Annotated in this window: 27 protein-coding genes; 13 read left to right on the plus strand and 14 right to left on the minus strand. The window is 71.8% G+C overall.

Features of this window, described 5'->3' with window-relative positions; genetic code table 11:
- The first annotated feature begins 588 nt into the window (after positions 1 to 588).
- Together trmB and ACQPY0_RS11175 are read left to right on the plus strand one after the other, a co-directional pair.
- Entirely contained in the window at positions 589 to 1,281 is a 693-nt protein-coding gene (gene trmB / locus ACQPY0_RS11170) for a tRNA (guanosine(46)-N7)-methyltransferase TrmB (protein WP_432987575.1), read from the plus strand.
- The gene (locus tag ACQPY0_RS11175) at positions 1,278 to 3,782 is read left to right on the plus strand and encodes a DEAD/DEAH box helicase (protein ID WP_432987577.1); all 2,505 of its coding nucleotides are present in this window, start codon (positions 1,278 to 1,280) and stop codon (positions 3,780 to 3,782) included. Before trmB ends, ACQPY0_RS11175 begins: the two co-directional genes overlap by 4 nt.
- 74 nt (positions 3,783 to 3,856) lie before the next feature.
- On the opposite strand, the gene ACQPY0_RS11180 is transcribed toward ACQPY0_RS11175, so the two are convergent.
- The 3 genes from ACQPY0_RS11180 to ACQPY0_RS11190 form a co-directional block, all read right to left on the minus strand.
- Complete coding sequence (locus tag ACQPY0_RS11180) at positions 3,857 to 4,690, minus strand: class II fructose-bisphosphate aldolase (protein WP_432987579.1); 834 nt, start codon at positions 4,688 to 4,690, stop codon at positions 3,857 to 3,859.
- Positions 4,691 to 4,705: 15 nt separating this feature from the next.
- Positions 4,706 to 5,749, minus strand: a complete 1,044-nt coding sequence (locus ACQPY0_RS11185) for a 1-phosphofructokinase family hexose kinase (RefSeq protein WP_432987581.1) — start codon at positions 5,747 to 5,749, stop codon at positions 4,706 to 4,708.
- Between the two features lie 82 nt (positions 5,750 to 5,831).
- The gene (locus ACQPY0_RS11190) at positions 5,832 to 6,614 is read right to left on the minus strand and encodes an endo alpha-1,4 polygalactosaminidase (protein ID WP_432995172.1); all 783 of its coding nucleotides are present in this window, start codon (positions 6,612 to 6,614) and stop codon (positions 5,832 to 5,834) included.
- 269 nt (positions 6,615 to 6,883) lie between these two features.
- On the opposite strand from ACQPY0_RS11190, the gene ACQPY0_RS11195 reads away from it, so the two are divergent.
- Positions 6,884 to 7,801 (plus strand): carbohydrate kinase family protein, encoded by a 918-nt coding sequence (locus ACQPY0_RS11195; RefSeq protein ID WP_432987583.1) that lies wholly within the window; start codon positions 6,884 to 6,886, stop codon positions 7,799 to 7,801.
- Here ACQPY0_RS11195 and ACQPY0_RS11200 read toward each other — a convergent pair.
- The 5 genes from ACQPY0_RS11200 to ACQPY0_RS11220 form a co-directional block, all read right to left on the minus strand.
- Positions 7,782 to 8,606, minus strand: coding sequence for a carbohydrate ABC transporter permease (locus ACQPY0_RS11200; protein WP_432987585.1), 825 nt, complete (start codon positions 8,604 to 8,606; stop codon positions 7,782 to 7,784). The two genes, ACQPY0_RS11195 and ACQPY0_RS11200, sit on opposite strands and share 20 nt — an antisense overlap.
- On the minus strand, positions 8,606 to 9,553 hold the full coding sequence (locus ACQPY0_RS11205; protein WP_432987587.1) for a carbohydrate ABC transporter permease: 948 nt from the start codon (positions 9,551 to 9,553) through the stop codon (positions 8,606 to 8,608). The genes ACQPY0_RS11200 and ACQPY0_RS11205 overlap by 1 nt, the downstream gene beginning before the upstream one ends.
- Positions 9,550 to 10,809 (minus strand): ABC transporter substrate-binding protein, encoded by a 1,260-nt coding sequence (locus ACQPY0_RS11210; protein ID WP_432987589.1) that lies wholly within the window; start codon positions 10,807 to 10,809, stop codon positions 9,550 to 9,552. The genes ACQPY0_RS11205 and ACQPY0_RS11210 overlap by 4 nt, the downstream gene beginning before the upstream one ends.
- 101 nt (positions 10,810 to 10,910) lie before the next feature.
- Positions 10,911 to 11,789 (minus strand): SIS domain-containing protein, encoded by an 879-nt coding sequence (locus ACQPY0_RS11215; RefSeq protein ID WP_432987591.1) that lies wholly within the window; start codon positions 11,787 to 11,789, stop codon positions 10,911 to 10,913.
- A 72-nt stretch (positions 11,790 to 11,861) separates the two neighbouring features.
- The gene (locus ACQPY0_RS11220) at positions 11,862 to 13,157 is read right to left on the minus strand and encodes an alpha-glucosidase/alpha-galactosidase (protein WP_432987593.1); all 1,296 of its coding nucleotides are present in this window, start codon (positions 13,155 to 13,157) and stop codon (positions 11,862 to 11,864) included.
- Positions 13,158 to 13,283: 126 nt separating this feature from the next.
- On the opposite strand from ACQPY0_RS11220, the gene ACQPY0_RS11225 reads away from it, so the two are divergent.
- Entirely contained in the window at positions 13,284 to 14,063 is a 780-nt protein-coding gene (locus ACQPY0_RS11225; protein ID WP_432987595.1) for a DeoR/GlpR family DNA-binding transcription regulator, read from the plus strand.
- A gap of 33 nt (positions 14,064 to 14,096) precedes the next feature.
- Here the strand turns inward: ACQPY0_RS11225 and ACQPY0_RS11230 are convergent, their stop codons facing one another.
- Positions 14,097 to 15,137 carry an alpha/beta fold hydrolase gene (locus ACQPY0_RS11230; RefSeq protein WP_432987597.1) on the minus strand — a complete coding sequence of 347 codons (1,041 nt, stop codon included), beginning with the start codon at positions 15,135 to 15,137 and terminating at the stop codon, positions 14,097 to 14,099.
- 100 nt (positions 15,138 to 15,237) lie between these two features.
- Here ACQPY0_RS11230 and ACQPY0_RS11235 point away from each other — a divergent pair, with 100 nt between their 5' ends.
- The gene (locus ACQPY0_RS11235; protein WP_432987599.1) at positions 15,238 to 15,813 is read left to right on the plus strand and encodes a TetR/AcrR family transcriptional regulator; all 576 of its coding nucleotides are present in this window, start codon (positions 15,238 to 15,240) and stop codon (positions 15,811 to 15,813) included.
- On the opposite strand, the gene ACQPY0_RS11240 is transcribed toward ACQPY0_RS11235, so the two are convergent.
- Together ACQPY0_RS11240 and ACQPY0_RS11245 are read right to left on the minus strand one after the other, a co-directional pair.
- Positions 15,803 to 16,600, minus strand: coding sequence for an MBL fold metallo-hydrolase (locus ACQPY0_RS11240; RefSeq protein ID WP_432987601.1), 798 nt, complete (start codon positions 16,598 to 16,600; stop codon positions 15,803 to 15,805). The two genes, ACQPY0_RS11235 and ACQPY0_RS11240, sit on opposite strands and share 11 nt — an antisense overlap.
- A complete protein-coding gene (locus tag ACQPY0_RS11245) occupies positions 16,597 to 17,004 on the minus strand; it encodes a thioesterase family protein (RefSeq protein WP_432987603.1) in 408 nt (135 codons plus the stop codon). Before ACQPY0_RS11245 ends, ACQPY0_RS11240 begins: the two co-directional genes overlap by 4 nt.
- A 55-nt stretch (positions 17,005 to 17,059) precedes the next feature.
- Here ACQPY0_RS11245 and ACQPY0_RS11250 point away from each other — a divergent pair, with 55 nt between their 5' ends.
- Positions 17,060 to 17,794, plus strand: a complete 735-nt coding sequence (locus ACQPY0_RS11250) for an SIR2 family NAD-dependent protein deacylase (RefSeq protein ID WP_432987605.1) — start codon at positions 17,060 to 17,062, stop codon at positions 17,792 to 17,794.
- Here ACQPY0_RS11250 and ACQPY0_RS11255 read toward each other — a convergent pair.
- From ACQPY0_RS11255 to ACQPY0_RS11265, 3 genes are all read right to left on the minus strand, one after another.
- Positions 17,791 to 19,122 (minus strand): PH domain-containing protein, encoded by a 1,332-nt coding sequence (locus ACQPY0_RS11255; protein ID WP_432995174.1) that lies wholly within the window; start codon positions 19,120 to 19,122, stop codon positions 17,791 to 17,793. The two genes, ACQPY0_RS11250 and ACQPY0_RS11255, sit on opposite strands and share 4 nt — an antisense overlap.
- Positions 19,123 to 19,220: 98 nt before the next feature.
- Complete coding sequence (locus ACQPY0_RS11260) at positions 19,221 to 19,724, minus strand: PH domain-containing protein (RefSeq protein WP_432987607.1); 504 nt, start codon at positions 19,722 to 19,724, stop codon at positions 19,221 to 19,223.
- Entirely contained in the window at positions 19,721 to 19,948 is a 228-nt protein-coding gene (locus ACQPY0_RS11265) for an acetone carboxylase (RefSeq protein ID WP_432987609.1), read from the minus strand. The genes ACQPY0_RS11260 and ACQPY0_RS11265 overlap by 4 nt, the downstream gene beginning before the upstream one ends.
- Before the next feature lie 266 nt (positions 19,949 to 20,214).
- Between ACQPY0_RS11265 and ACQPY0_RS11270 the strand changes: the two genes are divergently transcribed.
- The 7 genes from ACQPY0_RS11270 (at position 20,215) to ACQPY0_RS11300 (ending at position 26,949) form a co-directional block, all read left to right on the plus strand.
- Positions 20,215 to 21,309: an AAA family ATPase gene (locus ACQPY0_RS11270; RefSeq protein ID WP_432987611.1), complete on the plus strand. Its 1,095-nt coding sequence runs from the start codon at positions 20,215 to 20,217 to the stop codon at positions 21,307 to 21,309.
- A 56-nt stretch (positions 21,310 to 21,365) separates the two neighbouring features.
- Positions 21,366 to 22,229: a DUF58 domain-containing protein gene (locus tag ACQPY0_RS11275; RefSeq protein WP_432995176.1), complete on the plus strand. Its 864-nt coding sequence runs from the start codon at positions 21,366 to 21,368 to the stop codon at positions 22,227 to 22,229.
- Entirely contained in the window at positions 22,226 to 23,176 is a 951-nt protein-coding gene (locus ACQPY0_RS11280; RefSeq protein WP_432987613.1) for a VWA domain-containing protein, read from the plus strand. Before ACQPY0_RS11275 ends, ACQPY0_RS11280 begins: the two co-directional genes overlap by 4 nt.
- 414 nt (positions 23,177 to 23,590) lie before the next feature.
- Entirely contained in the window at positions 23,591 to 24,295 is a 705-nt protein-coding gene (gene fabG / locus ACQPY0_RS11285; RefSeq protein WP_432987615.1) for a 3-oxoacyl-[acyl-carrier-protein] reductase, read from the plus strand.
- A gap of 45 nt (positions 24,296 to 24,340) precedes the next feature.
- Positions 24,341 to 25,111: an enoyl-ACP reductase FabI gene (gene fabI / locus ACQPY0_RS11290; protein ID WP_432987617.1), complete on the plus strand. Its 771-nt coding sequence runs from the start codon at positions 24,341 to 24,343 to the stop codon at positions 25,109 to 25,111.
- A 21-nt stretch (positions 25,112 to 25,132) separates the two neighbouring features.
- Complete coding sequence (locus ACQPY0_RS11295; protein WP_432987619.1) at positions 25,133 to 26,137, plus strand: ferrochelatase; 1,005 nt, start codon at positions 25,133 to 25,135, stop codon at positions 26,135 to 26,137.
- Between the two features lie 23 nt (positions 26,138 to 26,160).
- Positions 26,161 to 26,949: an HAD-IIA family hydrolase gene (locus ACQPY0_RS11300; RefSeq protein WP_432987621.1), complete on the plus strand. Its 789-nt coding sequence runs from the start codon at positions 26,161 to 26,163 to the stop codon at positions 26,947 to 26,949.
- Positions 26,950 to 26,991: the final 42 nt, after the last annotated feature.

The raw sequence follows: 26,991 nt of genomic DNA on the forward strand, positions 1-26,991 counted from the left end.
CCCCGCGATCGATACCGGCCCGGACGACCACACCGCAGTGCCGCACCCGACGCATGGCGCCGATCAACCCGGCCCCGCCTCGCAGCGCCCACCCGCACCCACCGCATCAGCGCCATCCCGCCGGCCCGTCGGCGCGGCGCGGGCACGCCCGCGAGAATCCGCGCCGGCCCGCCGACACGACACCGCGAAGCAATACCGGCGAGCATCAGCGCCTGCCAGCACATGAGAACTGTTCCCGGGGAAATCTCACGCACGAAATCCGTCCAGCCCTATCCCAACGGACCACCGACCAGCATTTCCGTGCGCCTCAAGAACGACGACGACGCACGAGGCACGTGCGTCGACAGGCGTGGACCCTGTACCGGTGGGACAAGCGCCCCGGCCCATGATCTTGACCTATTCGCGCGGCCTCTTATACCTGCCCGGCCATAAATCCGATTTGTTCGCCCGGCGGCCGCTTCGTGGCGCCGGGGTTGCTGCCGTCGCGCGGGCGGGCGCGGCGGACCGGGTGCGGGACTTGTGTCCGATTTGTCGGAAATTCTGGCCGGGGGCGGGTGGGAGCGGCGTTTCGGGTAGAGTTGGCGCCCCATGACTACCGTCGACCGGCCGCTGCGGACCGTCCGGACATATCACCCGCGCCGCGGGCGGCTCAGCGGTCGGCACTTCGACGCGCTGGAGCGGCTCGCCGCGCGATACTCCTTCGTGCCCGGGGAGCCCGTCGATGTCCTCGAGATCGGGTCCGGGATGGGCGAGGCGACCGCGCGGATGGCGGCCGGCGACCCGGACCGACACTACCTGGCCGTCGAGGTGCACACGCCCGGCGTCGCCAACCTGCTGCACCTCATCGACGAGGGCGGGCTCACCAACCTGCGGGTCGCGGCCGTCGACGCGTTCGAGCTGCTGCGGGAGCACATCGGGGCCGAGAGCCTCGCCGCCGTGCACGTGTTCTTCCCGGACCCGTGGCCCAAGTCGCGGCACCACAAGCGGCGGCTCATCGTGCCGGAGCGGGTCGCGGTGCTGCGGGGGCGGTTGCGGTACGGCGGAATCCTGCACTGCGCCACCGACGACGAGGGTTATGCCCACACGATGCTGGACACGCTCGACGCCGACCCGGGGCTGGTGAACCGTTTCGCGGGCTTCGCGCCGCGGCCCGAGTCGCGGCCGGTGACGAAGTTCGAGCTGCGGGCCGTGCGTGCCGGGCGGACCGCCTACGACCTGGTGTACGAGCGCAGCGGCCCGCGGCGAAGCGGAGGCCGGAGCGAAGCGGGGGCGCAGGCATGAAGAATCTGGCTGTGCGCGTGCCGCGGGGCGGGGACCCCGACGCGGTCTTCGAGGCGTTCTCCGAGTGGGCGCGGGAGCAGGGCCTGGCGCTGTACCCGCACCAGGAGGAGTCGCTCATCGAGATCGTCTCCGGCGCCAACGTCATCCTCAACACCCCGACCGGGTCGGGCAAGAGTCTCGTCGCCGCGGGCGCGCACTTCGCGGCGCTGGCCACCGACCGCACGACGTTCTACACCGCGCCCATCAAGGCGCTGGTTTCGGAGAAGTTCTTCGCGCTCGTGGAGCAGTTCGGGCCGGAGAACGTCGGGATGCTCACCGGCGACGCGAGCGTCAACGCGGATGCGCCGATCATTTGCTGTACGGCCGAAATCCTGGCCAACATCGCCCTGCGCGACGGCGAGCGCGCCGACGTCGGCATCGTCGTCATGGACGAGTTTCACTTCTATGCCGACCCCGACCGCGGGTGGGCGTGGCAGGTGCCGCTGATCGAGCTGCCCCAGGCGCAGTTCGTGCTCATGTCCGCCACGCTCGGCGACGTCACCCGGTTCGAGGAGGACCTCAGCCGGCGCACCGGGCGGCCCACCGCCGTGGTGAAGAACGCCGAGCGGCCGGTGCCGCTGATGTTCACCTACTCCATGGACCCGATGCACGAGACCATCGAGGAGCTGCTCAGCACGCGGCAGGCTCCGGTGTACATCGTGCACTTCACCCAGGCCGCCGCACTGGAGCGCGCGCAGGCGCTGATGAGCGTCAACGTGTCGACGCGCGCCGAGAAGGACATGATCGCCGAGACGATCGGCAACTTCCGGTTCACCGCCGGGTTCGGCAAGACGCTGTCGCGGCTCGTCCGGCACGGGATCGGGGTGCACCATGCCGGGATGCTGCCGAAGTACCGCCGCCTCGTCGAGACCCTCGCCCAGGCCGGGCTGCTGAAGGTCATCTGCGGCACCGACACGCTCGGCGTCGGCATCAACGTGCCGATCCGCACCGTGCTGTTCACGGCACTGTCCAAGTACGACGGACAGAAGACCAGGCTGCTGTACGCCCGGGAGTTCCACCAGATCGCCGGGCGCGCCGGGCGGGCCGGCTTCGACACCGTGGGTACCGTCGTCGTCCAGGCGCCCGAGCACGTCATCGACAACGAGCGGGCCCTCGCCAAGGCCGGCGACGACCCGAAGAAGCGGCGCAAGGTCGTGCGCAAGAAGCCGCCCGAGGGCTCGATCGGCTGGGGCCGGCCGACCTTCGAGCGGCTCGTCGAGGCCGAGCCGGAGCCGCTGAAGTCCAGCTTCCAGGTCTCGCACGCCATGCTGCTCAACGTGATCAGCCGCCCCGGCGACGCGTTCGCGGCGATGCGCCACCTGCTCACCGCGAACCACGAGGACCCGTCCGCGCAGCGCAGGCTGATCCGGCGGGCCATCGCCATCTACCGCGCCCTGCTGGCCGGCGGGGTCGTCGAGCAACTGCCCGAACCCGACGAGGAGGGGCGCCGGGTGCGGCTCACCGTCGACCTGCAGATGGACTTCGCGCTCAACCAGCCGCTGTCGCCGTTCGCGCTCGCCGCCATCGAGCTGCTGGACCGGGAGGCGCCCGGCTACGCCCTCGACGTACTCTCCGTCATCGAGTCCACATTGGACGACCCGCGCCAGGTCCTCTCCGCGCAGCAGTTCAAGGCCCGCGGCGAGGCGGTCGCGGCGATGAAGGCCGACGGGATCGAGTACGAGCAGCGCCTGGAGCTCCTCGACGACGTCACCCACCCCAAGCCGCTGGTGGACCTGCTCGACAACGCCTACCACCTGTACAAGCAGGGCCACCCGTGGGTCGCCGACTACGTGCTGTCGCCGAAGTCCGTGGTGCGCGACATGTTCGAGCGGGCGATGACGTTCGTCGAGTACGTGGGCTTCTACGGGCTGTCGCGCTCCGAGGGGCTGGTGCTGCGATACCTCGCCGACGCCTACAAGGCCGTGCGCCAGACGGTGCCCGAGGACGCCCGCACCGAGGACCTGACCGACATCATCGAGTGGCTCGGCGAGCTGGTGCGCCAGGTCGACTCCAGCCTCATCGACGAGTGGGAGCGGCTGCGCAATCCCTCGCTCGTCGAGGAGACCGCTGTTCGCGACGACCGGCCGCCGGCCGTCACCCGCAACCTGCGCGCCTTCCGCGTCCTGGTCCGCAACGCGCTGTTCCGCCGCGTGGAGCTCGCGGCCCTGCGCCGCTACGACGAGCTGGGCGAGCTCGACGGCGAGCACGGCTTCACGGCGGACGCCTGGCAGGATGCGATCGAGGGATACTTCGAGGAGTACGACTCCCTGGGCGTCGGCCCCGACGCCCGCGGCCCGGCCCTGCTCGTCATCGAGCAGAAGCCGGACCGCTGGCACGTCCGCCAGATCTTCGACGACCCCGAGGGCGACCGCGACTGGGCCATCGTCGCCGAGGTCGACCTGGCCGAGTCCGACGCCCTGGGCGCCGCCGCGGTCCGGGTGCTGTCGGTGGGCCCGGCGTGACGGTGCGCCACGAGGCCGAGATCGATTAGGCGGAGTCGGGTAGCGTGTGAGGCAGCGGAACGAACGGCACCGCATTAGCGCGATATCACCTGCAACGCGCGCGTGACGGTCTCGGCCATGTCCCGCCGGGCGTCCAGCAGGTATTTGCGCGGGTCGACGAGTTCGGCATTGCGCCGCATCGCGTCGCGGATCGCCCCGGTGAACGCGATGTTGAGGGCGGTGCCAATATTGATCTTCACGAGCCCGCCCCGCACCGCCGTCCGCAGCTCGTCGTCGGGCACCCCCGACGATCCGTGCAGCACCAGCGGCACAGCGACGGCGGCGCACAGCCGGCGGACGAGTTCGTGGTCGAGCCGGGCGTCCCGGGTCGTCATGGCGTGCGACGACCCGACGGCGACCGCGAGCGCGTCGACCCCGGTCGCCTCGACGAACGCCGCCGCCTCCCCGGGATTCGTGCGCACCCCCGGCTTGTGCGCCCCGTCCTTGCCCCCGACCTCGCCGAGCTCACTCTCCACCCAGAGCCCGCACGCGTGCCCCCGCCCGGCGGCGGCCGCGGTGGCGGCGACGTTGGCGTCGTACTCCAGCCGCGAAGCGTCGTACATCGCCGACCCGAACCCGTTGCCGGCGGCCTGATCGAAGAGCTCGTCGCTCTCGACGTGGTCCAGGTGCAGCCCGACCGGCACGGAGGCCAGCTCGGCGACGGCCCGCGCGGCGGCCGCGATGGGCCCGAGCCGCCCGTGGTGGAAGCGTACGGCGTTCTCGCTGATCTGCAGGATCACGGCGCAGCCGGCCGCCTCGGCCCCGGTGACGACGGCCTCGGCGTGCTCGACGGTGATCACGTTGAACGCCCCGGCCCCGACGCCCCGCCGCCGGGCGTCCGCGACGATCTCGCCGGTTGGGGTCAGCATGGCGACGCTCCTTGCTCAGCCTGGGGCTGTTTCCGGTGGCTCTGCTCGTGTTCTGGTTGCTGCCGCGGGTCCTGCGGGCGCGGGACCGGCGTGACGGTGATTCGGGGGAGGAGCCGGCGGTAGTGGCCGTCGTCCACGGCGCCGGCTACGGGGGCGGCGACCGCGGCGGCGGACAGCGCCACGGCGTCGGCGAGCAGGTCGGGCCACGGCGTGCGGTCGCGCAGCCCGCGGGCCAGCGCCGCCACGCAGGCATCGCCGGCGCCGGTGGGATTTCCGGACTCGGGGCCGGCGGCGCCGCGTGCCAGGCCTGGTCGTCGCAGACCGCGAGCAGCCCCTCCGCCCCCGCGACACGACCAGGCCACAGCCGTCCGCGGCCAAGGCCCGCGCCACCGCGACCGTCGCGACCCGGCCGTCGGCCTCCGCGGCCGGACCGTCGGCCCCGGCGGCCGGACCGTCGGCCCCGGCGGCCCGAGCGGCGCGGGGCCCGACCAGCGCGGCGAGCTCCTCGGCGTTCGGTTTGGCCAGGTCCGGGCCGGCCGTCAGGCCCAGCCGCAGCGGCTCGCCGCTGGTGTCGAGGACCGTGCGGGCACCGTACTCCCGCGCGGAATGGATCAGCACGGCGTACGCGTCCGGCGGGAGCCCGCGCGGCAGCGAGCCGGACAGGGCCACGACCGTGGTGCCGGCCAGCAGCTCCCGGTACAGGCGCAGGAAGTCCTGCCATTCGGGCTCTGTGGCCGCCGGGCCGGGCTCCCACAGGCCGGTGGCGTCGGTGCCGTCGGTGATGGTCACCGTGCGGCGGGTCTCGCCCGCGGTCGGGCTGAAGGTTGCCGGCAGGCCGGTCGCGGCGAGCAGGTCCCGCACGCGGGCTCCCGTCGCGCCGCCCAGGAGGCCGGTCGCGTGCACGGGCTCGCCCAGCATGTGCAGGACGCTCGCCACGTTCAGGCCCTTGCCGCCGGGGCGCTCGTGGACCGTTCGCACGCGGTGGGTGGTGTGCGGGCGGAGTTCGTCCACAGCGTACGTCAGGTCCAGGGCCGGGTTCAGCGTCACGGTCAGGATCACGCGGCACCTCCGGTGCTCAGGTGCGGGCGGCGCCGAAGCCCGGGATCGCCGGGAGCGGCGCCGCCCGCGGGGAGCCGCCGGATCAGCAGGCGTCGTACTTGTAGCTGCCGCTGCCCGGCGCGGTGACGTCCACGTCGCGCAGGACGATCGACAGCGTCGAGCCGTAGCTGTTGCAGGCCTTGGTGAAGGCGTTCTTCGTGTACTCGATGACGATCACGTGGCTGCCGTACACGTCGGTGTAGTCGCCGCACTCGTTGTAGCGGCCGCACTCCTCGGCCACGGCGAAGTCCAGGCCCGCGTTCTTGCCCGCGCTGCCCAGGTCCGTCGTGTTCTTCTGCGCGATCGCCAGCCCCTTGTCGTGCGCGTGCGGGGCCAGCAGCTTCAGCAGCGCCACGGCGTTGGCCTTCGTCAGCAGGCCCTTCGAGCGCTCGTAGGAGTCGATGTTGTCCGGCTCCACGGCCTTGAAGCCCTTCGCCGCGCAGCCGTCGATCCAGCCGTTGACGATCGCCGCCACCGCCGTGCGCTTGGCCGGGGTCGAGACGTCGATGAGATTTTCGCCCCAGGCGCTGTCCACGACGTACTTGCCCGAGCCGTCCTTCAGCAGCAGGTCGTCGTGGTTCGCCTGCCACCAGGCGATCTCGCCGGGCTGGGTCTGGAACACGTTGACGTAGCAGATGTTGTACAGCCCCGCCGCCGGCGTGGCCGTCCGGTCGCGGCTGACGACCTTGACGCCGGACGGTGGCGCGTACGCGGCTCCGATCTGGTAGTCGAATTGCGCGTTGGCCGGCGGAAGGGTGTAGGTGGCGGCATCGGCGTTGCCCATGCCGAGTCCGATGACGGTACCGACGGCTGCGAGCAACGTCAGGGCGGGAGCGCCGATGCGGCGCAGGATGGGGTTCACAGGGGGAGCTCCGAGGGGTTTCGGGATCTGCCCCGCCTCGGGTGCCGAGCACCCTGGCGACCTGTGTGCCGGGCTCGAGGACGTCCTCACTACCGGCTGGGCTCGATCGCTCGGAGCGATCAAACCGCATAAATCTGTACATGTCAATGGCTGATTCTGCACGAAAATCGCCAGTACGCGCATGATCGAGCGGCTGATACTGTCCATTCGAACAGCGACGCGGAGGAGTGATCATGCGGTTCGACGTGCTCGTGGTCGGCGACGCCAACCCCGATCTGGTGCTGCGCGGGGATGTGCGGCCGCGCTTCGGGCAGGAGGAGCAGCTGCTGGACGCGGCCGACCTGGTGCTCGGCGGGTCGGCGGCGATCACCGCGATGGGCTGCGCCCGCCTCGGGCTGCGCACCGGGCTGCTGGCCGCCGTCGGCGACGACGTCTTCGGCTCGTTCGTGCGCGAACGACTCGCCGAGCGTGGCGTGGAGCTGCTCGTGCCGGACCACGCGCAGGCCAAGGAGCCGACCGGGATCAGCGTGATCCTGTCCGCGCCCGGCGACCGGGCGATCCTCACGCTGTCCGGCGCGATCCCCTTGCTGCGTCCGGCCGACGTGACCGACGAACTGATCAAAGACTCCCGGCATGTCCACGTGGCGTCGCTGTTCCTGCAACCCGGCCTGCAGGAAGGGCTGGCGGACGTGTTCGCGCGGGCCCGCGCGAACGACACCGGCACGTCGCTGGACACCAACTGGGACCCGTCGGGGCGCTGGAGCGGGCTGGAGGAGATCCTGGCCGTGACCGACGTGTTCCTGCCCAACGCGGCCGAGCTGCTCGCGGTCTCGAAAGCCGGCAACCTGCACGAGGCCGCCGCGAAGCTGGTCGCGGCCGGGACCACCGTCGTGCTCAAGGACGGCGCCCGCGGCGGACGCGTCTGGTGGCCGGGCGGCGAAGCGGCCGCGCCCGGGCTCTCCGTGGACGTCGTGGACACCACCGGCGCCGGTGACAGCTTCAACGCCGGGTTCCTGGCCGCCCGCCTCGGCGGCGAGGCACTGCCCGAGGCGGTGGCCTGGGCGGCGCGGGCCGGATCGCTCAGCACCCGCGCCGCCGGAGGCACGGCCGCCCAGCCAGAACGCGACGAGCTCATCCCTTCAGCCCGCTGAGGGTCATCGTCGCCACGAAACGCTTCTGGGCCATCAGGAACGCCAGGACCAGCGGCATCGTGGCGACCACGTTGCCGGCCATCAGCTGCGACCACTCGGTGCGGCGCATGCCCTGGAACGTGGCCAGGCCCACCTGCAGCGTGTACTTGTGGTCGTCGCTGATCGCCACCAGCGGCCACAGCAGGTCGTTCCAGCTCGACAGCAGCGTGAACACCGCCAGCGTCGCCAGCGCCGGGCGGGCCAGCGGCAGCACGATGCTCACGAACGTGCGGAACACCCCGGCGCCGTCGATGCGCGCCGCCTCCTCCAGCTCCGCCGGCAGCGACAGGAAGAACTGGCGCATCAGGAAGATGCCGAACGCCGAGGCCAGCCACGGGACGAAGGCCGCGGCGAGGGTGTCGACGATGCCCAGGCGGGCGAACATGAGGTACGTCGGGATCATCAGCAGCTGGATCGGGATCATCACGGTCGCCAGGACCGCCGCGAACGCCAGGCCCCGGCCGGCGAACTTCAGGCGCGCGAAGCCGTATCCGGCGGCCGAGCACAGCACCAGGTGCGCCACGACCGAGACGGCCGACACGAACACTGTGTTGCCCAGCCACAGCAGGATGTGGGATTCGCCGAAGAGTTGGCGGTACCCGTCGAAGTGCAGCCCGCTCGGGACGAGCTTCGGCGGGAAGCGGTTGATCTCGCGCTCGGACATGAAGGACGTGAGCACCATGTGCACGAGCGGCAGCACGAACAGCAGCGCCGCCGGCATGAGGACCAGGTGCCACGGGCTGAAGGGCAGCAGTCGTCTGCGCATCAGAACGCCTCCTCGCCGCTGCGCCGGCCGCGCCAGATGGCCAGGGCCGTGAGCAGCAGGGTCACCGCGAACAGCAGATACGCCACCGCCGCGCCGTAGCCCAGGCGGCGGGTCTGGAAGGCGAGCTCGTACACGTAGTACACGACCGTCTGCGTGCTGTTCATCGGCCCGCCGCGGGTCGTGGTGTAGATGAGGTCGAACAGCTGCAGGGCCGTGATCGTCTGCCACACCGTGGCGAACAGCGTCACCGGGCGCAGCTGCGGAAGCGTCACGCTGCGCAGGACCCGCCACCGCCCGGCCCCGTCGACCGTCGCCGCCTCGATGAGCTCCTTCGGCACGTCCTGCAGCGCCGCGAGGTACACCACCGAGGTGAACCCGACCTCGCCCCACAGCGCGACGACGACCACCACGACCAGCGCCTGCCGCGGGTTCTCCAGGAACTGCTGCGCGGGCAGCCCGACCCGGCGCAGGGCCTCGTTCGCGGCCCCGAACTGCGGGTTGAACACGTAGCCGGCCAGGATGCCGGTCGCGGCGGCGGATGCGACGTACGGCACGAAGATGCACGTCCGGTAGAACCCGATCAGCCGGATCCGCTGGTTCAGCGCGATCGCCAGCAGCAGGCCCAGCACGATCGACCCGGGCACGAACAGCGCGGTGAGCACGAGCGTGTGCTGCGCCGCGGCGGCCAGGTCCGGGTCCTGCGCGAGCCGCTCGTAGTTCGACCAGCCGATGTCCTGCGGCTCGGCGATGCCGTTCCATTTCGTGCGGGAGATGAAGAACGCCCACACCGCGGGGAAGAGCGACAGGCCGACCACGACGAGCGTCGCCGGCCCCGCGAACGCCCAGCCGGTGAGCGTCCGGCGCAGGCCCGGGCGGCTGCGGCGGTGCCTGGCCGAGGGCCCGGGCGGCGCACCGGAGCGGGCCGAGGCCGCGAACGTGAGCGTCACTCGATCGCCCCCGCCGACTTCTTGGCCGCCTCGTCGAGCGCCTCCTTGGGCTTCGCAGCGCCCTGCAGCACCTTGGAGATCGCGTCGCCGACGTTGCGTGACATCTCCTCGTAGCCGGCGACGGTGGGGCGGGCCTGCTTGGCGTTCGCGAGGTTCTCGAAGAACTTCTGCCCGCCGGGGTACTCCTTGACGTACGCGGCGAACTCGGGCGTGCCCTGCTCGGAGGAGCGCAGCGGGAGGTTGCCGATCGCGAGGTTCCACTTCGCGTCGATCTCCTTGCTGGTCAGCCACTTGATGAAGTCGCGCGAGGCGCCGGCGCGGTTGGCGTCGCCGTGGTCGAACAGCACCCACAGGTCCGGGCCGGAGACGGTCTGGTGGTCGCCGTTGTACCCGGGCAGCTGGGTCACGCCGTAGTCGAGGCCGGCCTCCTTGATCTCCAGCAGCGCCCACGGGCCGGACATCATCATCGCGATGTGGCCGTCGTTGAACAGCGGGCCGTACTTCTCGTCGGTCTGGTCGAGGTACATCGACTTGTCGTCGACCGCCATCGCGCGCAGCAGCTCCAGCGCGCCGACCCCGGCGTCGGAGTTGAACGCGGGCTTGCGGCCGTCGAGGATCTTCCCGCCGCGCTGCCACAGCATCGGCCACAGGTGCCAGGTGGTGTCCTCGCTGCCCGACACCGAGTACGCCGTGCCGTACTGGCTCTTGGCCGGGTCCGTGAGCTTCTTCGCCGCCGCGCGGAAGTCGTCCCAGGTCCACTGGTCCGTCGGGTACGCCACGCCCGCCTGGTCGAACAGCTGCTTGTTGTAGATCAGCGCCAGGTTGTCGACCAGTGCGGGGACGCCGATGACCTTGCCCTCGTACGTCGCCGTCTCGCGGGCCGCGGCCGGGATCTCCGACCAGCCGAAGGACTCCTCGGCGACCCACTTGGCGAGGTCCTGCGTGCGGCCGCTGGTGGCCAGCTCGCCGGCCCAGCTGCCGTAGGCGTAGGAGATGTCCGGGTAGCTGCCGCCGGTGAACCCGGCCGAGAGCTTGGTGAGCAGGTCGTCGGTGGTCGAGGCGCCGGTCGAGGTCTTGATCGTGACGTTCGGGTGGGCCTTGGTGTACTGCGCGGCGAGGTCCTCCGCCGTCTTCTCGGCCTCGGTGGTCTGCCCGGTCCACCAGGTGATGGTCACCTGGGCCGCCGGGTCGTAGCCCTCGGCGGCGTCCTTGCCGGAGCTCGCCTTGGAGCCGCCGCTGCACGCACTCAGCAGCACGGCGGCTCCGGTTATGCCGGCCAGCAAACGGATCCGGCCGTTACCTCGGGAGGGGATTCTCATCGCTAGACCTCTTTACCTGGGGGAATGGCGAGGTTGGGTCAGGCCAGGACTACCGAGCGGGTCAGCAGGCGGGGCGTGTCCGGGTCGAGGCCGCGGTGGCCGGCGAGCGCGACCGCGAAGCGCTGGGCGAGGACCAGCTGGGCGAGCGGGTCCAGGCCGTCGCGGTGGGGCGTGGCGCCGGCGTCGAGCACGACCTGGTCGAGTTCGGCGGGGACGGCGCCGAAGGACCAGACCAGGGAGCGCGGGCCGGCCACGGCGACCGGGCCGTGGCGGTAGTCCATCGCCGGGTACGACTCCGACCACGCCTGCGCGGCCTCGCGGCACTTCAGCGCGGCCTCGTGGGCCAGGCCCACCGTCCAGCCGGTGCCGAGAAACACCAGGTGCTCGATCCGCGCGGGGTCGGCGGGCAGCGGCGCGGCGAGCGCGGTCTCGCCGTCGGCGACCAGGTGGGCGAGGTCCTCGCCGAAGGCGGCGCGGACCATCGCGAGGGTCGTGGTCGGGAAGCGGGTCTGCACGACGCTGCGCTCGTCGGCGAAGTCGAGCAGGACGCGGGTGTCGACCAGGTCGTCGACCGGCATGCCGGCGACCGCGGTCACCGCCACCCGGTGCGCGCCGGACGGCAGCCGGCGCAGCGCCTCGAGGACCTCGGTCGAGGTGCCCGAGCGCGTGATGGCGACGACCCGGTCGTAGCGGCGGCGGGGGACGAACTCCGACGCGCACACGGCGTCCGTCTCGCCCAGGCCGGCCGCCTCCCGCAGCTCCGCGATGCTCTGGGCCACGAACCAGGAGGTGCCGCAGCCCAGCACGAGCGTGCGGTCCCCGGGCGCACCGAGCGCGGCGCGGGCCTCAGCGGCGAGGGCGAGCCCCTGCCCCCAGACGGCCGGCTGACTGGCGATTTCGAGCGCAGTGTCGTTCATGCGCGAACGCTATGCGCGTTTATGCACGCTCCACAAGACTGACTGCGCAAGTGAACATTCCGGATTGCACACTTAAGCGCGCAGGGGCTCCGGGATCAGGTCGCCGTGGGCGGCGGTCAGCTCGTCGCACAACGCCCAGATCCGCTCCACCGTCATGGTGGCGGCGGTGTTGGGATCGACCATCGCGGCCTGCCGGACCAGGCGGGGATCCCCGGTCAGGGCGGCCTGGACGGTCAGCTCGCCCACGCTGACGAAGCCGCGGTTGACCGCCGCGCACTGTGGTGGCAGCGCCCCGACCCGCTCCGGGCGCACGCCGAGGCGGTCCACCACGCACGGCACCTCGACCGCGAAGCCCTCCGGCAGGTTGGCGATCAGGCCCCGGTTGGCGACGTTGGCGTGGATACGCCGCAGCGTGCCGGTCTCGATGCTGTGGATGACCTGCGGGGCGTACTCGGTGGCCTCGCGGTGCAGATCGAGCGGCTCGCCGGCCAGGACCGCCGCGCGGGTGGCGGCGTAGTCGGCCAGGTTGGCCTCGCTGATGCGCACGTACTCCCCGACGGGAATGCGCAGCCGCTCGATCTCCGAGTCGTGGTGGAGGTACCAGGGGACGTACTCCGAGCTGTGCTCGCTCGTCTCCGTGGGGAAGTAGCCCAGGCGGCGGTACATGTCCATGCGCACCCGCCGGCGCAGTTGCGGGTCGCCGGCCAGCAGCGCGTCCAGGCGCGGGTAGAGGCTCTCGCCGCGGTGCTCCCAGCGCAGCAGCCAGCTCTGGTGGTTCACGCCCGCGGCCAGGTAGTCGACCTCGTCCAGTGGCGCCCCGACCAGTGCGCACAGGTCGTGCACGGTCCAGAAGACCGAGTGGCACAGGCCGGCCACCTTCAGGTCCGGGGCGATCGCGGCCAGGTAGGCGACGTTCATCGCCATCGGGTTGGTGTAGTTGAGCAGCCACGCGTCCGGGCACAGCTCCCGCATGTCGGCGGCGATGCCGGCCAGGACCGGGAAGGTGCGCAGCGCGCGGAAGATGCCGCCGACGCCCACGGTGTCGGCGATGGTCTGGCGCAGGCCGTACCGGGCCGGGATCTCGAAGTCGCGCACCGTCGCGGCGTGCATGCCGACCTGGATGGCGTTGATGACGTACGTCGCGCCGTCGAGCGCGGTGCGCCGGTCCAGGCTCGCGGTGATCTTCGGGGCGGCGCCGAGCTGCTCGGCCGTGCGGCGGGCGATCGCCTCGGCGGTCTCCAGCCGCTGCGGGTCGATGTCGTGCAGGGCGAGCGTCACGCCGCGCAGTTCGTCGAAGGAGAGCAGGTCGGCGAGCAGCTCGCGGGTGAACACCACGCTGCCGGCGCCGAGGAACGTGATCACAGTCATGCCCGGGATTGTCGGCAGGTCGTGCAGCATCGCACAAGGTTCTTTGACCAATCGTGCGCAAACGAACTATAGTCTGTGCGCGTTTGATCATCGATGGAGTTCCCAAGCCCGAGAGCCGGAGCGTGGATGGCTGAGAGTTCGCTGCGCCGGGCCGACCGCATGTCGGCCATCCTCGAGCGGGTGTCCCGGCACGGCTCCGTGGACGCGGGCGCGCTCGCCGAGGAGTTCGACGTCTCGGCCGCCACGATCCGCCGCGACCTGCAGGTGCTGGAGGAGCAGCGGCTGCTGTCGCGCACGCACGGCGGCGCGGTGGCCGTGGACGTGGCCTACGAGCTGCCCGTGCGCTACCGCGGCGGCCAGCATCGCGAGGAGAAGGCCCTCGTCGCCCAGAAGGCCGCGGCGCTGCTCCCGCGCGGGCCGCTGACGCTGGGCCTGACCGGCGGCACGACGACGCTCATCCTCGCGCGGCTGCTCGCCGACCGGGTCGACCTGACCGTGGTGACCAACGCGCTGAACATCGCCTCCGAGCTCGTGCTGCGGCCGCGGCTGAAGCTCATCATGACCGGCGGCGTCTCCCGCACCCAGTCCTACGAGCTGGTCGGGCCGATCGCCGACCAGGCGCTGTCGGGGCTCAACATGCAGGTCGCGGTCGTCGGCGTGGACGGCATCAGCGCCCGCGGCGGGCTGACCACCCACGACGAGATCGAGGCCCACACCAACGCGGCGATGATCCGCCGCGCCGACCGCGTGATGGTGGTCGCCGACGGCTCGAAGATCGGGCGCAACTGCCTGGCCGGGATCTGCGCCATCACCGACGTGTCGGTCCTCGTCACCGACGCGAGCGCCGACCCGGAGCACGTCGAGGCGATCCGCCGCGCCGGGACCGAGGTCGTGGTGGCGTCGTGAAGAATCTCGCGGCACCGTCGTCACCCTTCTGGCTCAGCAGCGCACCAGCCGGAGGGCCTCCAGGAACCGGGCGGGCCGGCTGAACGCGGCGAAGTGGCTCGCGCCCTCGATGAGGACGAGCTCCTTGCGCGGGGCCTCGACCTCGGCGAAGTACTCCTGTGCGGGCGCCGTCAGCGTCACCACGTCGTGGGCGCCCTGGAAGAGGAAGAACGGGATCTCGAACGTGGTGCCGAGCGCCCGCGCGTCCCAGGCCATGAACTGCTCGAACATGGTGTCGCGGGTCCGGCCGAAGCCCCTGAGCCACGCGGCGACGTCGGCGAGGGAGTAGTCCGGCTTGGTCAGCAGGAACTCGAACAGCCGGGTCAGGGCGGTGTTGCCGGTCGTCGGATCGGTGCTCATGCTCCACTGCATCCGCACACCCCACTGCTGCACGTCCCACGTGCGCGGGTCGGCGGGCAGTCGCTCCAGCGCGGCGACCCCGCGCCGGTTGCCGGCCTCACGCAGCCGCTGCAGGGTCTCCACGCGGCCGCGGCGCTCGTTCTCGACCATGTTCACGTAGAAGTCCGTGCCGACGTACGCGCGGAACAGCTCCGGGCGGCGCCGGGCCATCGGGATGCCGACGAGCGTGCCCATCGAGCCCGCCATGAGCACGATGCGCTCCTGGCCGAAGTGCTCCCGCAGGTGCTCGGCGACCTCGATGCCGTCTTGGACCATGAGCTCGAACGACATCTCCCGCGGGTGGAAGCCGCCCCGGCGCAGGGTCCGTCCGGCGCCCCGGCGGTCCCAGTGCACGATCGTGAAGTGCTTCTCCCACTCGCGCATGGCGGGGGTGAAGACGCAGTACGGCGAGCCGGGGCCGCCGTGCACGACGAGCAGCACGGGGTTGGCGCGGTCCTCGCCGCGGATCTGCAGCCACTGCTCGACGCCGCCGATGGTGAGGTAGCGGCCCTCGACGATGCCGTTCGGGCTCGTGATGCGGGCCTCGGCGGCGCGCCGGCGCTGGCGGAGGGCCCGGTAGGCCAGGGGTGCCCCGGCGGCGGTCGCGACGGCGGCGGTGATGGCGATGACGGACATCTTCGGTCTCCCCTTGGTCGATGTGTTTCCTGCCGGCAACGACTGTACGGAATTCTAAGACAAATGTCCAAGACAGATTTCTTAGACGTATGCTTCAGACATGGGTAACCGGGAGAAGCTGCTCGACGGCGCGCTGCAGTGCCTGCTCGAGAAGGGGTACGCGGCCACGACCGCGCGGGACATCGCCTCCGCGGCCGGGGTGAGCCTGGCCGCGATCAACTACCACTTCAGGACCACCGAGGCGCTGCTCGACGAGGCCCTGCGCCGGGCGCTGGAGCAGTGGGGCGAGGAGCTGGAGCGGGCGCTCGGCGGCGCGGCCGGCGTCGCCGACCCGGCCGAGCGGTTCGAGGCGATCTGGGTGCGGGTGATCGAGTCGGTGACGCGGAACCGGTCGCTGTGGACCACGCAGTTCGAGGTGGTGACGCGGCTGGGCCGGCAGGCGGAGCCGGATGCGTCGTGGGGCGGCCCCCAGCGCGAGGCCCAGGCGGCCCTGGCGGCGCTGTTCCACCACATCGACCCGGCCGCCGAGCCGGAGCTGGCCCAGCGGATCGGCGGCTTCTACCAGGCGCTGCTCACCGGGGTCGTGGTCCAGCACCTCGTCGTGCCGGAGCAGGCGATGAGCGGCCGCGAGCTGGCCGGGGCGCTGTTCGAGATCGCCGCGCGGCTCAGGCGTTGAGCTGCACGTAGCCGCGGTGCACGGCCGGCAGGGTGACGTCCTGGGGGAACGGGGACTTGGCGGCGACCCGCTCGGCCGGGGCGCCGTCGGCGTCGCCCTCGCGGATGAGCCAGGCCAGGGCGGCCAGCTGCTCGTGCTGGGCGAGGACGAAGCGGCGGTCGACCACGGCGCCGTGGCCCGGGACGATCCGGGTGTCCGCCGTGAGCGCCGGGATCACGGCGGCCACGGTGTCGGGCCACTCCAGCGGGTAGGCGTCGTCGAACTGCGGCGGACCGCCGGACTCCACCAGGTCACCCGCGACGACGACGTCGGCGTCGGGCACCAGGGCCACCACGTCGCCGATCGAGTGGCCGCGACCGAAGTGGCGCAGCCGCACCTCGCGGTCGCCGAGGTCCAGGTCGGCGGCGGTGCGCAACAGCCGGGTCGGCACGGCCGGGGTGGTGCAGGCCATCTCCGCGGCCAGCTCCGGGAACTCCAGGACCGCGCGCTCGCGCAGGGCCGGGCCGATCAGCGCCGCGGCCTCCTCGTGGGACCAGATCGGGGCGCCGTCGGCGGCGAAGACCATGTTGCCGAAGCAGTGGTCGAAGTGGTGGTGGGTGTTGAGCACGACGAGGGGGAGGGGCGTCACACGGCGCACGGCCGCCAGGAGGTCCTGGGCCTGCGGGGCCGACGAGAGCGTGTCGACGACCAGGGCCGCCCGCCCGCCGACGACCAGGGTGGCGTTGACGTCCAGCACCGGGTGGCGCAGGACGTGGACCCCGGCGGCGATCTCCCGCAGGAACGTCATGACGGCTCCAGCGCCTTGGCCAGGAAGCGGGCGCGCTCGACGATCACCCGCTCGACGCGGCCCTCGGCGACGACCCGGTTGGCGTCGCGGACCACGATCTCGAACATGAGGCGGCGCCCGTCGGCCTTGGCCAGGCGGGCCTCGGCGACGACCCGGCCGCCGATCGGGGTGGCGACGCGGTGCTCGAGGTCGGCGCGGGTGCCGACGGTCGTGTAGCCCGGCGGGAGGCGGCTGGCCGTGGCGCCGACCGTGGCCGCCTCGGCCAGGGCCAGCAGGCGCGGGGTGGCGAGCACGGGCACGTCGCCGGAGCCGAGGGCCTGGGCCGTGTCGGCGTCGGTGACCGTCAGCTCGACGCGGGTGAGCGCGCCGACCCAGGATGCCGCATCGACCGAAGGAGGCTGCATGGTTCCAGATTAATCCGGCAGCGGCGCCGAGTGACCCCCGCTTACCCTGATCGCCATGTATGAGGCCGCCGAGTGGTTCGCCCAGGGGTCCGTCGTCGCGCTCACCGGGGCGGGCATCTCCACCGACTCCGGCATCCCGGACTTCCGCGGGCCGAAGGGCGTGTGGACGCGGGACCCGGAGGCGATGAAGCTGTCGTCGATCGAGCACTACGTGGCCGACCCGGACGTGCGGCGCCGGTCGTGGCAGGAGCGGCTCACCCACCCCGCGTGGGGTGCCGAGCCCAACGCCGCCCACCGCGCGCTGGTGGACCTGGAGCGGGCCGGGCGGCTCGACGTCGTGGTGACCCAGAACATCGACGGGCTGCACCAGCGCGCCGGCCTGCCGGACGCGAAGGTCATCGAGCTGCACGGGACGATCCACGAGACCGAGTGCCTGGACTGCGGGGCGCGCGGGCCGATGCGCGCGACCCTGGACCGCGTCGAGGCCGGCGAGCCCGACCCGGCCTGCCTGAGCTGCGGGGGACTGCTGAAGTCGGCGACGATCTCGTTCGGGCAGCAGATGAACATGGCGACGCTGACCGCGGCGGCGGAGGCGGCGGTGTCCTGCCACACGTTCGTGGCCATCGGCACCTCGCTGACCGTCCACCCGGCCGCCGGGCTGCTCGAGGTCGCGGCGAAGCAGGGCGCCAGGATCGTCATCCTCAACGACGCCGAGACGCCGTACGACGCCATCGCCGACGAGGTGATCCGCGACCCGATCGGCGAGGTGCTGCCGCGGCTGGTCGCCTAACTCCGTCCGGACCTGAGCCGGGCGGAGAACGTGTGGCGGGCCGAGCGCGACCGGTCGGCCAGGTCACCGGCGAGGCGGTAGGCGTCGGCGGCGTCGCGGTGGCGGGCGGTCGCGTCGAGGCCGCCCGCGGTGTCGACGGTGACGGTGGCCAGCGACAGCAGACGCTGCAGCGGGCCCTGGGTGACCCGGACGCTCTGCACCCGGGCCAGGGGGACCGCGACCAGCTCGCGGGTCAGCACACCCTCCCGGACCGCGACGACGTCGTCGGTGACGGCGACGCCGATGCGCGACCAGGCCAGCGGGGCGAGCCAGCGGGCGCGGCGTGGCGGGCCGCTCACGGCGAGGGCGGCCGCGTCGATCGGGGCCGGGGCGGGGCGGGGGTCGACCGCTGCTGCGAGTACGGACGAAACCACCACGACCGCGTCCGGCGTCGCGGCGACGGGGACGAGTGTGCCCGCGCGCAGCTGCTCCTCGCCGTCCCCGCCGTAGCCGGCCACGTCCATGCGCGCCCGGGCCCATCCGGCCGGCCGCCACAGCAGCGGCCAGGTGAGCTTCACGCCTTGGATGCGCCGGGGCGGTACGGACTGGCTGCGCTTGTTGAGCAGGCCCTGGCGGACCCGTAGCGCGGCCGTGCCGTCGGCGATGCGAAAGTCCCACTCGTCCAGCACCCGGCGGACCGTCACCTGGAACACGCCCAGGAACGCGGTGATCGTGCTGGCCACGCCGATCAGGGTCCAGTCGGGGTGGGTGAGGGCCGGCCAGACCACGAACGCGGCGCCGATCGGGACCGAGAACGTCTGCGGGGTGAGCAACTGGGCCAGCAGCAGCCGGGAGTTGCCCACGGCGAAGAGCGGACGCTCGTCGGCGGGCTCGGCCGGGGCGGCACCGGTGGCCAGGCCCAGCAGGGAGGCGCGCAGCGCGGTGGCGCCGGCGAGGGTGAGGTAGGCCAGCGGCGCCTCGGTCTTGCCGCCGCCGATCACCTCCAGGCGCAGCTCGGCCAGGCCGAACACGCGGGCCAGGGCGGGGCGGACGACGTCGATGGCCTGGACCCGCTCCAGCGGGATGGTCCGCACCCGCCGCGACAGCAGCCCCTCGTGGACGCGCAGCTCGCGCCCGACGACCTCGTAGCCGGTCACGGCCCACACGACCGCGGAGACCAGCACCGCCCCGACCAGCACGACGGTCATCGCGATCAGCCAGTGCCCGAGGCCGAGGTCGCTCAGGCCGCGCCAGGACACCGCGACGGCGGCCAGGGCCACCAGCTTCGCCCCGCGCACCAGCGGCGTCAACGGGTGCAGGCGCTGCCGCGGCAGCGCCTCGGCCGCCACCGGCGCCGGCCCCAGCCACTGGTGAGCGGCCCCTGCGCTTCGCTCCGTCCCGTCGCTGGGCCACTCGTGAGCGGCCCCTCCGCTTCGCTCCGGACCGCTCACAGGCCCTCTTCGCGGATCTCGCCCAGCGCCGTCAGGCGGTCGCGCAGCCGGGTGGCCTCGGCGGCCTCCAGGCCCGGCACGGTGGCGTCGCTCGCCGCGGCCGCGGTGTGCAAGGTCACGGTGGCCAGGCCGGCGGCGCGCTCGACGGGGCCGGCGGTCACGTCGACGAACTGCATCCGCGCGTAGGGCACGATGGACAGCCGCCGCACCAGCAGCCCGTGGCGGACCAGCAGGTCCTCGGCCCGCTCGGCGTAGCCCCAGGAGCGGATGGACCGGCGCATGAACGCCGCCCGCACCACGCCGGTGACGACGATCGCGGCCGCGGCGGCGAAGAACCAGGCCGACCACAGCACGCCGGTGACCAGGCAGGCGAGCGCCAGCACGAGGACCCAGACGGCGAGCACGGCGAGCCGGACGAGGAAGTAGCGCGGGGAGATCGGCCGCCACGCGACCGTGTCCGGCCAGGGGCGCAGCGGGTCGGGTGCGACCGGAGCGTTCACTCCTCGAGCCTATCCGCCTCATTGATCGCATCTTGATCATGGATGGGGGTGGTCTCGCGCAGGAATCCGCGCGCATCGAGGAAGGTCGAGAGCGACTCGCGGTGATTGTCGCACGCCAGCCACGTCTTGCGTCGCTCCGGCGTGTGCAGCTTCGGGTTGTTCCACAGCAGGCGCCAGGTGGCCGGCGCGCGGCACCCCTTCGCGGAGCAGATCAGCTCGTCCACGTGGAAAGTGTGAGCGCCGGGCGGCCACGGGGGAAGCCGCCCGGCGACGGGGTGAATGGTACCCGCTGCGGTACGGGTGATGTCCAGTCGTCGCCGGTGACCGGTAAGAAAAATCCCCACAATAGATGTTCACATATGCGATATATCGCCCCAAGGTACCTGGATGCGAACTCCCAGTAGGCTCTCAGCGGTGTCAGATCGCGAGCGCTCGCCGCGCCGTGCGACGCTAGGGTTGCAGCAAAGACGAACATCTGCGTGGAGGACCGGTGACCCAGCCGAGCAACCCTGTCTCGACCCCAGCTCAGGACGCGACCGTGCTCGAACGGGCCCTATTCGAGGTCAAGCGGGTCATCGTCGGCCAGGACCGCATGATCGAGCGAATGTTCGTGTCCCTGCTCTGCCGCGGCCACGTGCTGCTGGAGGGCGTGCCCGGCGTGGCCAAGACGCTCGCCGTGGAGACCCTGGCCCGGGTCGTGGGCGGCACGTTCTCCCGCATCCAGTTCACCCCCGACCTGGTGCCCGCCGACATCGTCGGCACCCGGATCTACCGGCAGTCCAGCGAGAAGTTCGACGTCGAGCTCGGCCCGGTGTTCGTCAACTTCCTGCTCGCCGACGAGATCAACCGTGCGCCCGCCAAGGTGCAGTCGGCGCTGCTGGAGGTCATGGCCGAGCAGCAGGTGTCGATCGGCGGCGAGACCTATGACGTGCCGCGGCCGTTCCTGGTCATGGCCACGCAGAACCCGATCGAGCAGGAGGGCGTCTACCCGCTGCCCGAGGCCCAGCGCGACCGGTTCCTCATGAAGATCCAGGTGGGCTACCCCTCCGACGCCGAGGAGCGCGAGATCGTCTACCGGGTCAGCGTGAAGACCCCGGAGCCGGTCGCGGTGCTCACCACCGAGGAGCTCATGGCGCTGCAGGACAAGGCCGACGACGTGTTCGTGCACAACGCGCTCGTCGACTACGCGGTGCGGCTGGTGGTCGCCACGCGCGCCCCGGCCGAGCACGGGCTGGGTGACATCGCCCACCTCATTCAGTACGGTGCGAGTCCCCGCGCCTCGCTCGGCATCGTGCGCGCCTCCCGCGCGCTCGCCCTGCTGCGCGGCCGCGACTACGCGCTGCCGCAGGACGTGCAGGACATCGCCCCGGACATCCTGCGCCACCGGCTCGTGCTGTCCTACGACGCGCTCGCCGACGACATCCCGGCCGACGACGTGGTGCGCCGGGTGCTCGCCGCCGTGGCGCCCCCCACCGTCGCTCCGCGCCAGCAGGCCACCACCGCGCCGGCCGGGCAGCCGGGTCAACCCGGGCAACCCGGTCAGCCGCAGGCGACCACGACCATCACGACGTGGCCCGGTCGGTGAGGATCCGAAGCGGGACCGGCCTGGACGACGCTCGCGCCGAGGTCGTCCTCAACCGCATGCAGCTGCTCGTCACCCGCAAGCTCGACGGCCTGCTGCAGGGCGACTACCTGGGCCTGCTGCCGGGGCCGGGGACCGAGGCCGGTGAGTCGCGGGAGTATCGCCCCGGCGACGACGTGCGGCGCATGGACTGGCCGGTCACCGCGCGCACCACGCTGCCGCACGTCCGCCAGACCGTCGCCGACCGGGAGCTGGAGACCTGGCTCGCCGTCGACCTCAGCGCCAGCCTGGACTTCGGCACCGCGAACTACCTCAAGCGCGACCTGGCGATCGCCGCCGCGGCCGCCGTCGCCCACCTCACGGTCCGCGGCGGCAACCGCATCGGAGCCGTCGTCGGCACCGCCGATGCCCTCGACCGCCTCCCGGCGCGCCCGGGCCGCAAGGACGCGCAGGGCCTGCTGCGCACCATCGCACTCACCCGGGGCCGGCCCGGCCGCGCCGACCTCGGCGCGCTCATCGACATGCTCAACCGGCCCCCGCGCCGGCGCGGCCTGGCCGTGGTCATCTCCGACTTCATGACCCCGCCGCAGCAGTGGGCGCGGCCGCTGCGCAAGCTCGGCGTCCGCCACGACCTGCTCGCCGTCGAGGTCGTCGACCCGCGCGAGCTGGAGCTGCCCAACGTCGGCGTGATCGCGCTCGTCGATCCGGAGACGGGGCGGATGCACGAGGTACAGACCGCCGACCCGAAGCTGCGCCACCGTTACGCGCACGCGGCCGCCGCCCAGCGCGCCGAGATAGCCTCGGCCCTGCGCGGCGCGAACGCGGCCCATCTGCGGCTGCGCACCGACTCCGACTGGCTGCTGGACATCGTCCGGTTCGTCGCGGCCCAGCGACACGCCCGAACTCGAGGAACGACCCGATGATCCGTCTGCTCTCACCGTGGTGGCTGCTGGCCCTGGTGCCCGTCGCCGTGGTCATCGGCGTGTACGTGTGGCGCCAGCTGCACCGCCGCGCGTTCGCCGTCCGCTTCACCAACGTGGACCTGCTCAGCAGCCTGGTGCCCAAGGGCATCGGCGTGCGTCGTCACGTCAGCGCCGCGGCGTTCCTGCTCAGCCTGGTGATCCTGGCCTTCGGCATGGCCCGCCCGTCGGTGGACACCAAGGAGCCCCTGGAGCGGGCGACCATCATGCTCGCCATCGACGTGTCGCTGTCGATGCAGGCGACCGACGTGGCCCCGACGCGCATCGACGCGGCGAAGGCGGCCGCCCAGGACTTCGTCAAGCAGCTCCCGGCGAACTTCAACGTCGGCCTGGTCTCCTTCGCCAAGACCGCCAGCGTGCTGGTCTCGCCGACCAAGGAGCGCGACTCGATCATGCAGGCCATCGACGGCCTGACCCTGCAGGAATCGACGGCCACCGGCGAGGCGGTCTTCACCAGCCTCGACGCGATCCGCACGGTGCCCGCCGACGGCGCGGCCGGCCCGCCGCCGGCCCGGATCGTGCTGCTCTCCGACGGCTTCCGCACCGCCGGCCGCTCGCTGGAGGACGCCTCCGCGGCCGCGTCGGCGGCCAACGTGCCGGTGTCGACGATCGCGTTCGGCACGGACGAGGGCGTGGTCCGCATCGGCAACACGCCGCAGCGGGTGCCGGTGGACCGCCCCTCGCTGCAGAAGGTGGCGGAGGTCACCAAGGGGTACTTCTACGAAGCCGCCAGCAAGGAAGAGCTCAAGCGGGTGTACTCCGACATGGGCAGCTCGATCGGCTTCCGCACCAAGCCTCAGGAGATCACCCAGTGGTATCTGGGATTCGGGTTCCTGATGGCCCTGTGTGCGGGTGCGCTGAGCCTGCTGTGGGGCTCCCGGCTTCCCTAGCGGCGGCCCTGGCCAGTTAGTGGGCGCCGACCATGAAGAAGAGGGCGGCGACCCACACGGCGGCCAGGAAAAAGCCAACGGGCGCGACAAAACGGTTCACGACATGCTCCCAACGGGTGTTGTCTCAGCGAGAAAGAGAGAACAGACACGCGGAAAGCCGTGGCGGGTGATCTGCTGTTACCGGCCACGACTGGAGGGATCGCTACTTCGCACAGCGATCACCTCCTGGGAGCGGCTACCGGACCGGCCGGTAGGAGAACGGGCCCAGCCGTCACCGCGGCCGGACATCCAGACGGGTTCATCGTACGCCGGGCCGTCACGCCCGCCATCAGCCGCCTGGCTCGTTGGGTCCTACCATGCGGTAGCACCTACTCTCCCTACAGAATTTCCCTCACGTGTTGAAAGGCGGCACCCGTGGCGAGGACCGTGCTGGTCACCGGCGGAAACCGGGGCATCGGACTGGCGATCGCGCAGGCGTTCGCCAAGCAGGGCGACCGGGTGGCGGTGACGCACCGCGGTTCCGGCGCTCCGGAGGGTCTCTTCGGCGTGCAGTGTGACATCACCGACAGTGCCGCCGTCGACGCCGCGTTCACGGAGGTCGAGAACGCACTCGGCCCGGTCGAGGTGCTCGTGGCCAACGCCGGCATCACCCAGGACACCCTGCTGCTGCGCATGAGCGAGGAGCAGTTCACCGGCGTCGTCGACACCAACCTGACCGGTTCGTTCCGCTGCGCCAAGCGGGCCGCGAGCAAGATGCTGCGCGCCCGCTGGGGCCGTATCATCTTCATCTCCTCGGTCGTGGGTCTCTACGGCGGCCCGGGCCAGGTGAACTACGCGGCGAGCAAGGCCGGCCTGGTCGGCATGGCCCGCTCGATCACGCGGGAGCTCGGCAGCCGCAACATCACCGCCAACGTGGTCGCGCCCGGCTTCATCGAGACCGACATGACCGCGGTGCTGCCCGAGGCGACGCAGGCGGAGTACAAGAAGAGCATCCCCCTCGGCCGCATGGCCAAGCCCGAGGAGGTCGCCGACGTGGTGACGTTCCTCGCGAGCGACGCCGCGGGGTATATCACCGGCGCTGTGATTCCGGTCGACGGCGGCCTGGGCATGGGTCACTGACGGTCTGATCCGCGGACAACTCATCACTTAGGAGACGCCTGAACTATGGCAGGACTTCTCGAAGGCAAGCGGCTGCTGATCACCGGGATCATCACCGAACAGTCCATCGCCTTCTCCGCCGCGAAGGTCGCCCAGGAGCAGGGCGCCCAGGTCGTGCTCACCGGCTTCGGCCGGCTGTCGCTGGTAGAGCGCATCGCCAAGCGGCTGCCGCAGGAGGCCCCGGTCATCGAGCTCGACGTGACCAACCAGGAGCACCTCGACGGCCTGGCCGACAAGGTGCGCGAGCACGCCGACGGGCTCGACGGCGTGCTGCACTCGATCGCCTTCGCGCCGGCGAGCTGCCTCGGCGGCGACTTCCTGGCCGCGCCGTGGGCGGACGTCGCCACCGCGGTGCACGTCTCGACGTTCTCGTTCAAGTCGCTCGCCGTCGCCTGCCTGCCCCTCATGAGCAACGGCGGGTCGATCGTGGGCCTGGACTTCGACGCGTCGAAGGCCTGGCCGGTGTACGACTGGATGGGCGTGGCGAAGGCCGGCCTCGAGTCCACGTCGCGCTACCTGGCTCGCGAGCTCGGGCCGCGCGGCATCCGCGTCAACCTGGTCGCGGCCGGGCCGCTGCGGACCATGGCGGCCAAGTCGATCCCGGGCTTCTCGGTCTTCGAGGACTCCTGGGCCAAGGCCGCGCCGCTCGGCTGGGACCTGTACGACCAGGCCGCCGCGGCCAAGGCCTGCTGCGCCCTCATGTCCGACTGGTTCCCGGCCACGACCGGCGAGATCGTCCACGTCGACGGCGGCTACCACGCGGTCGGCTCCTCCTGACGCGGTTGCAGAATGGGGGACGTGGTTTATGACGCGTTCCTCCTGCTTTCGTTCGGCGGCCCGGAAGGGCAGGACGACGTCCTGCCCTTCCTGGAGAACGTGACCCGCGGCCGGGGCATCCCACGCGAGCGGCTGGAGGCCGTCGCCGGTCACTACCGCCACTTCGGCGGCGTCTCACCGATCAACGCCCAGTGCCGCGAGCTCATCGAGGCCCTCCGCCCCCACCTGGACCTGCCCATCTACTGGGGCAACCGCAACTGGCACCCGATGCTCGCCGACACCGTCCGGCAGATGCGCGACGACGGCGTGCGGCGCGTGATCGCCTTCGCCACGAGCCCGTTCGGGTCGTACTCCTCGTGCCGGCAGTACCTGCAGGACATTGACCGGGCCCGGGCCGAGGTGCCCGGCGCGCCCGTCATCGACAAGATCCGGCACTACCACGACCATCCCGGGTACATCCACCCGCACGCCGACGCCGTGCGCGCCGCCCTGGCCGCGCTGCCGTCGCGGATGGCGGCCCGGCTGGTCTTCACCGCACACTCGATCCCGGTGTCGATGAACGCGGCCAGCGGCCCGGGCGGCGTCGGGCGCTACGAGGCGCAGCTGCGCGAGACCGCGGCCCTGGTCGCCGCCGAGGCCGCCCCGGAGCTGTCCTGGGACCTGGTCTGGCAGAGCCGCTCCGGCCCGCCGCAGGTGCCGTGGCTGGAGCCGGACGTCAACGACCACCTGGAGGCGCTGGCGAAGGGGGGTGTGACCGAGGTCGTGGTGAGCCCGATCGGGTTCATCTCCGACCACCTGGAGGTCATCTGGGACCTCGACGAGGAGGCCCGTGCCACCGCCGCCCGGCTCGGCCTGGCCTACGCCCGCGCCGCCACCCCCGGCGCCGACCCGCGCTTCGTGGACATGATCCGACAGCTCGTCGACGAGCGCGTCCTTGCTCACAGTAATGTGCGTCACGCGCTGGGAACCGTCCCGACCTGGGATTTCTGCCCCGCTGACTGCTGCGCGTCACCGAAACGCGCATAGGTTTGAAACGTATCCGAGGGAGTATGTTGCGCGTGAGAGAACGCAAGCCCATCGAGTCCTGGCTCACCGACATGGACGGGGTCCTCGTGCACGAGGGCGAGCCCGTGCCGGGCGCACCGGAGTTCGTCAACCGGCTGCGCTCGTCCGGCAAGCCGTTCCTGATCCTGACCAACAACTCCATCTACACCGCACGCGACCTGCAGGCCCGGCTGCGCCGCATCGGATTCGACGTCCCGGAGTCGGCGATCTGGACCTCGGCGCTGGCGACCGCGCAGTTCCTGGACACCCAGCGCCCGGGCGGCACCGCCTACGTCATCGGCGAGGCGGGGCTGACGACCGCGATGCACGAGGTCGGGTACATCCTCACCGACACCGAGCCCGACTACGTGGTGCTGGGGGAGACCCGCACGTACAGTTTCGAGGCGATCACCACCGCCATCCGCCTCATCAACGACGGCGCCCGGTTCATCTGCACCAACCCGGACGCGACCGGCCCGTCGAACGAGGGCGCCCTGCCGGCCTGCGGCGCGGTGGCGGCCCTCATCTCGAAGGCGACGGGCATCGAGCCATACTTCATCGGCAAGCCGAACCCGATGATGATGCGCTCGGCGCTGAACAGCATCGACGCGCATTCGGAGACGACGGCGATGATCGGCGACCGCATGGACACCGACGTCCTGTGCGGGCTGGAGGCCGGCCTGGAGACGATCCTGGTGCTGAGCGGAATCTCGACCACGGCGGACGTGGAGCGGTACCCGTACCGGCCCTCGCGGATCATCCCTTCGGTCGCGCACCTGATCGACGAGGTCTGACGACCCGACGCAGAGGTCCGGCGCCCCGCGCCGGACTTCTCG

Origin of the sequence: Dactylosporangium sp. CA-233914 (genome assembly GCF_050942935.1) — a bacterium.
GTDB lineage: Bacteria > Actinomycetota > Actinomycetes > Mycobacteriales > Micromonosporaceae > Dactylosporangium.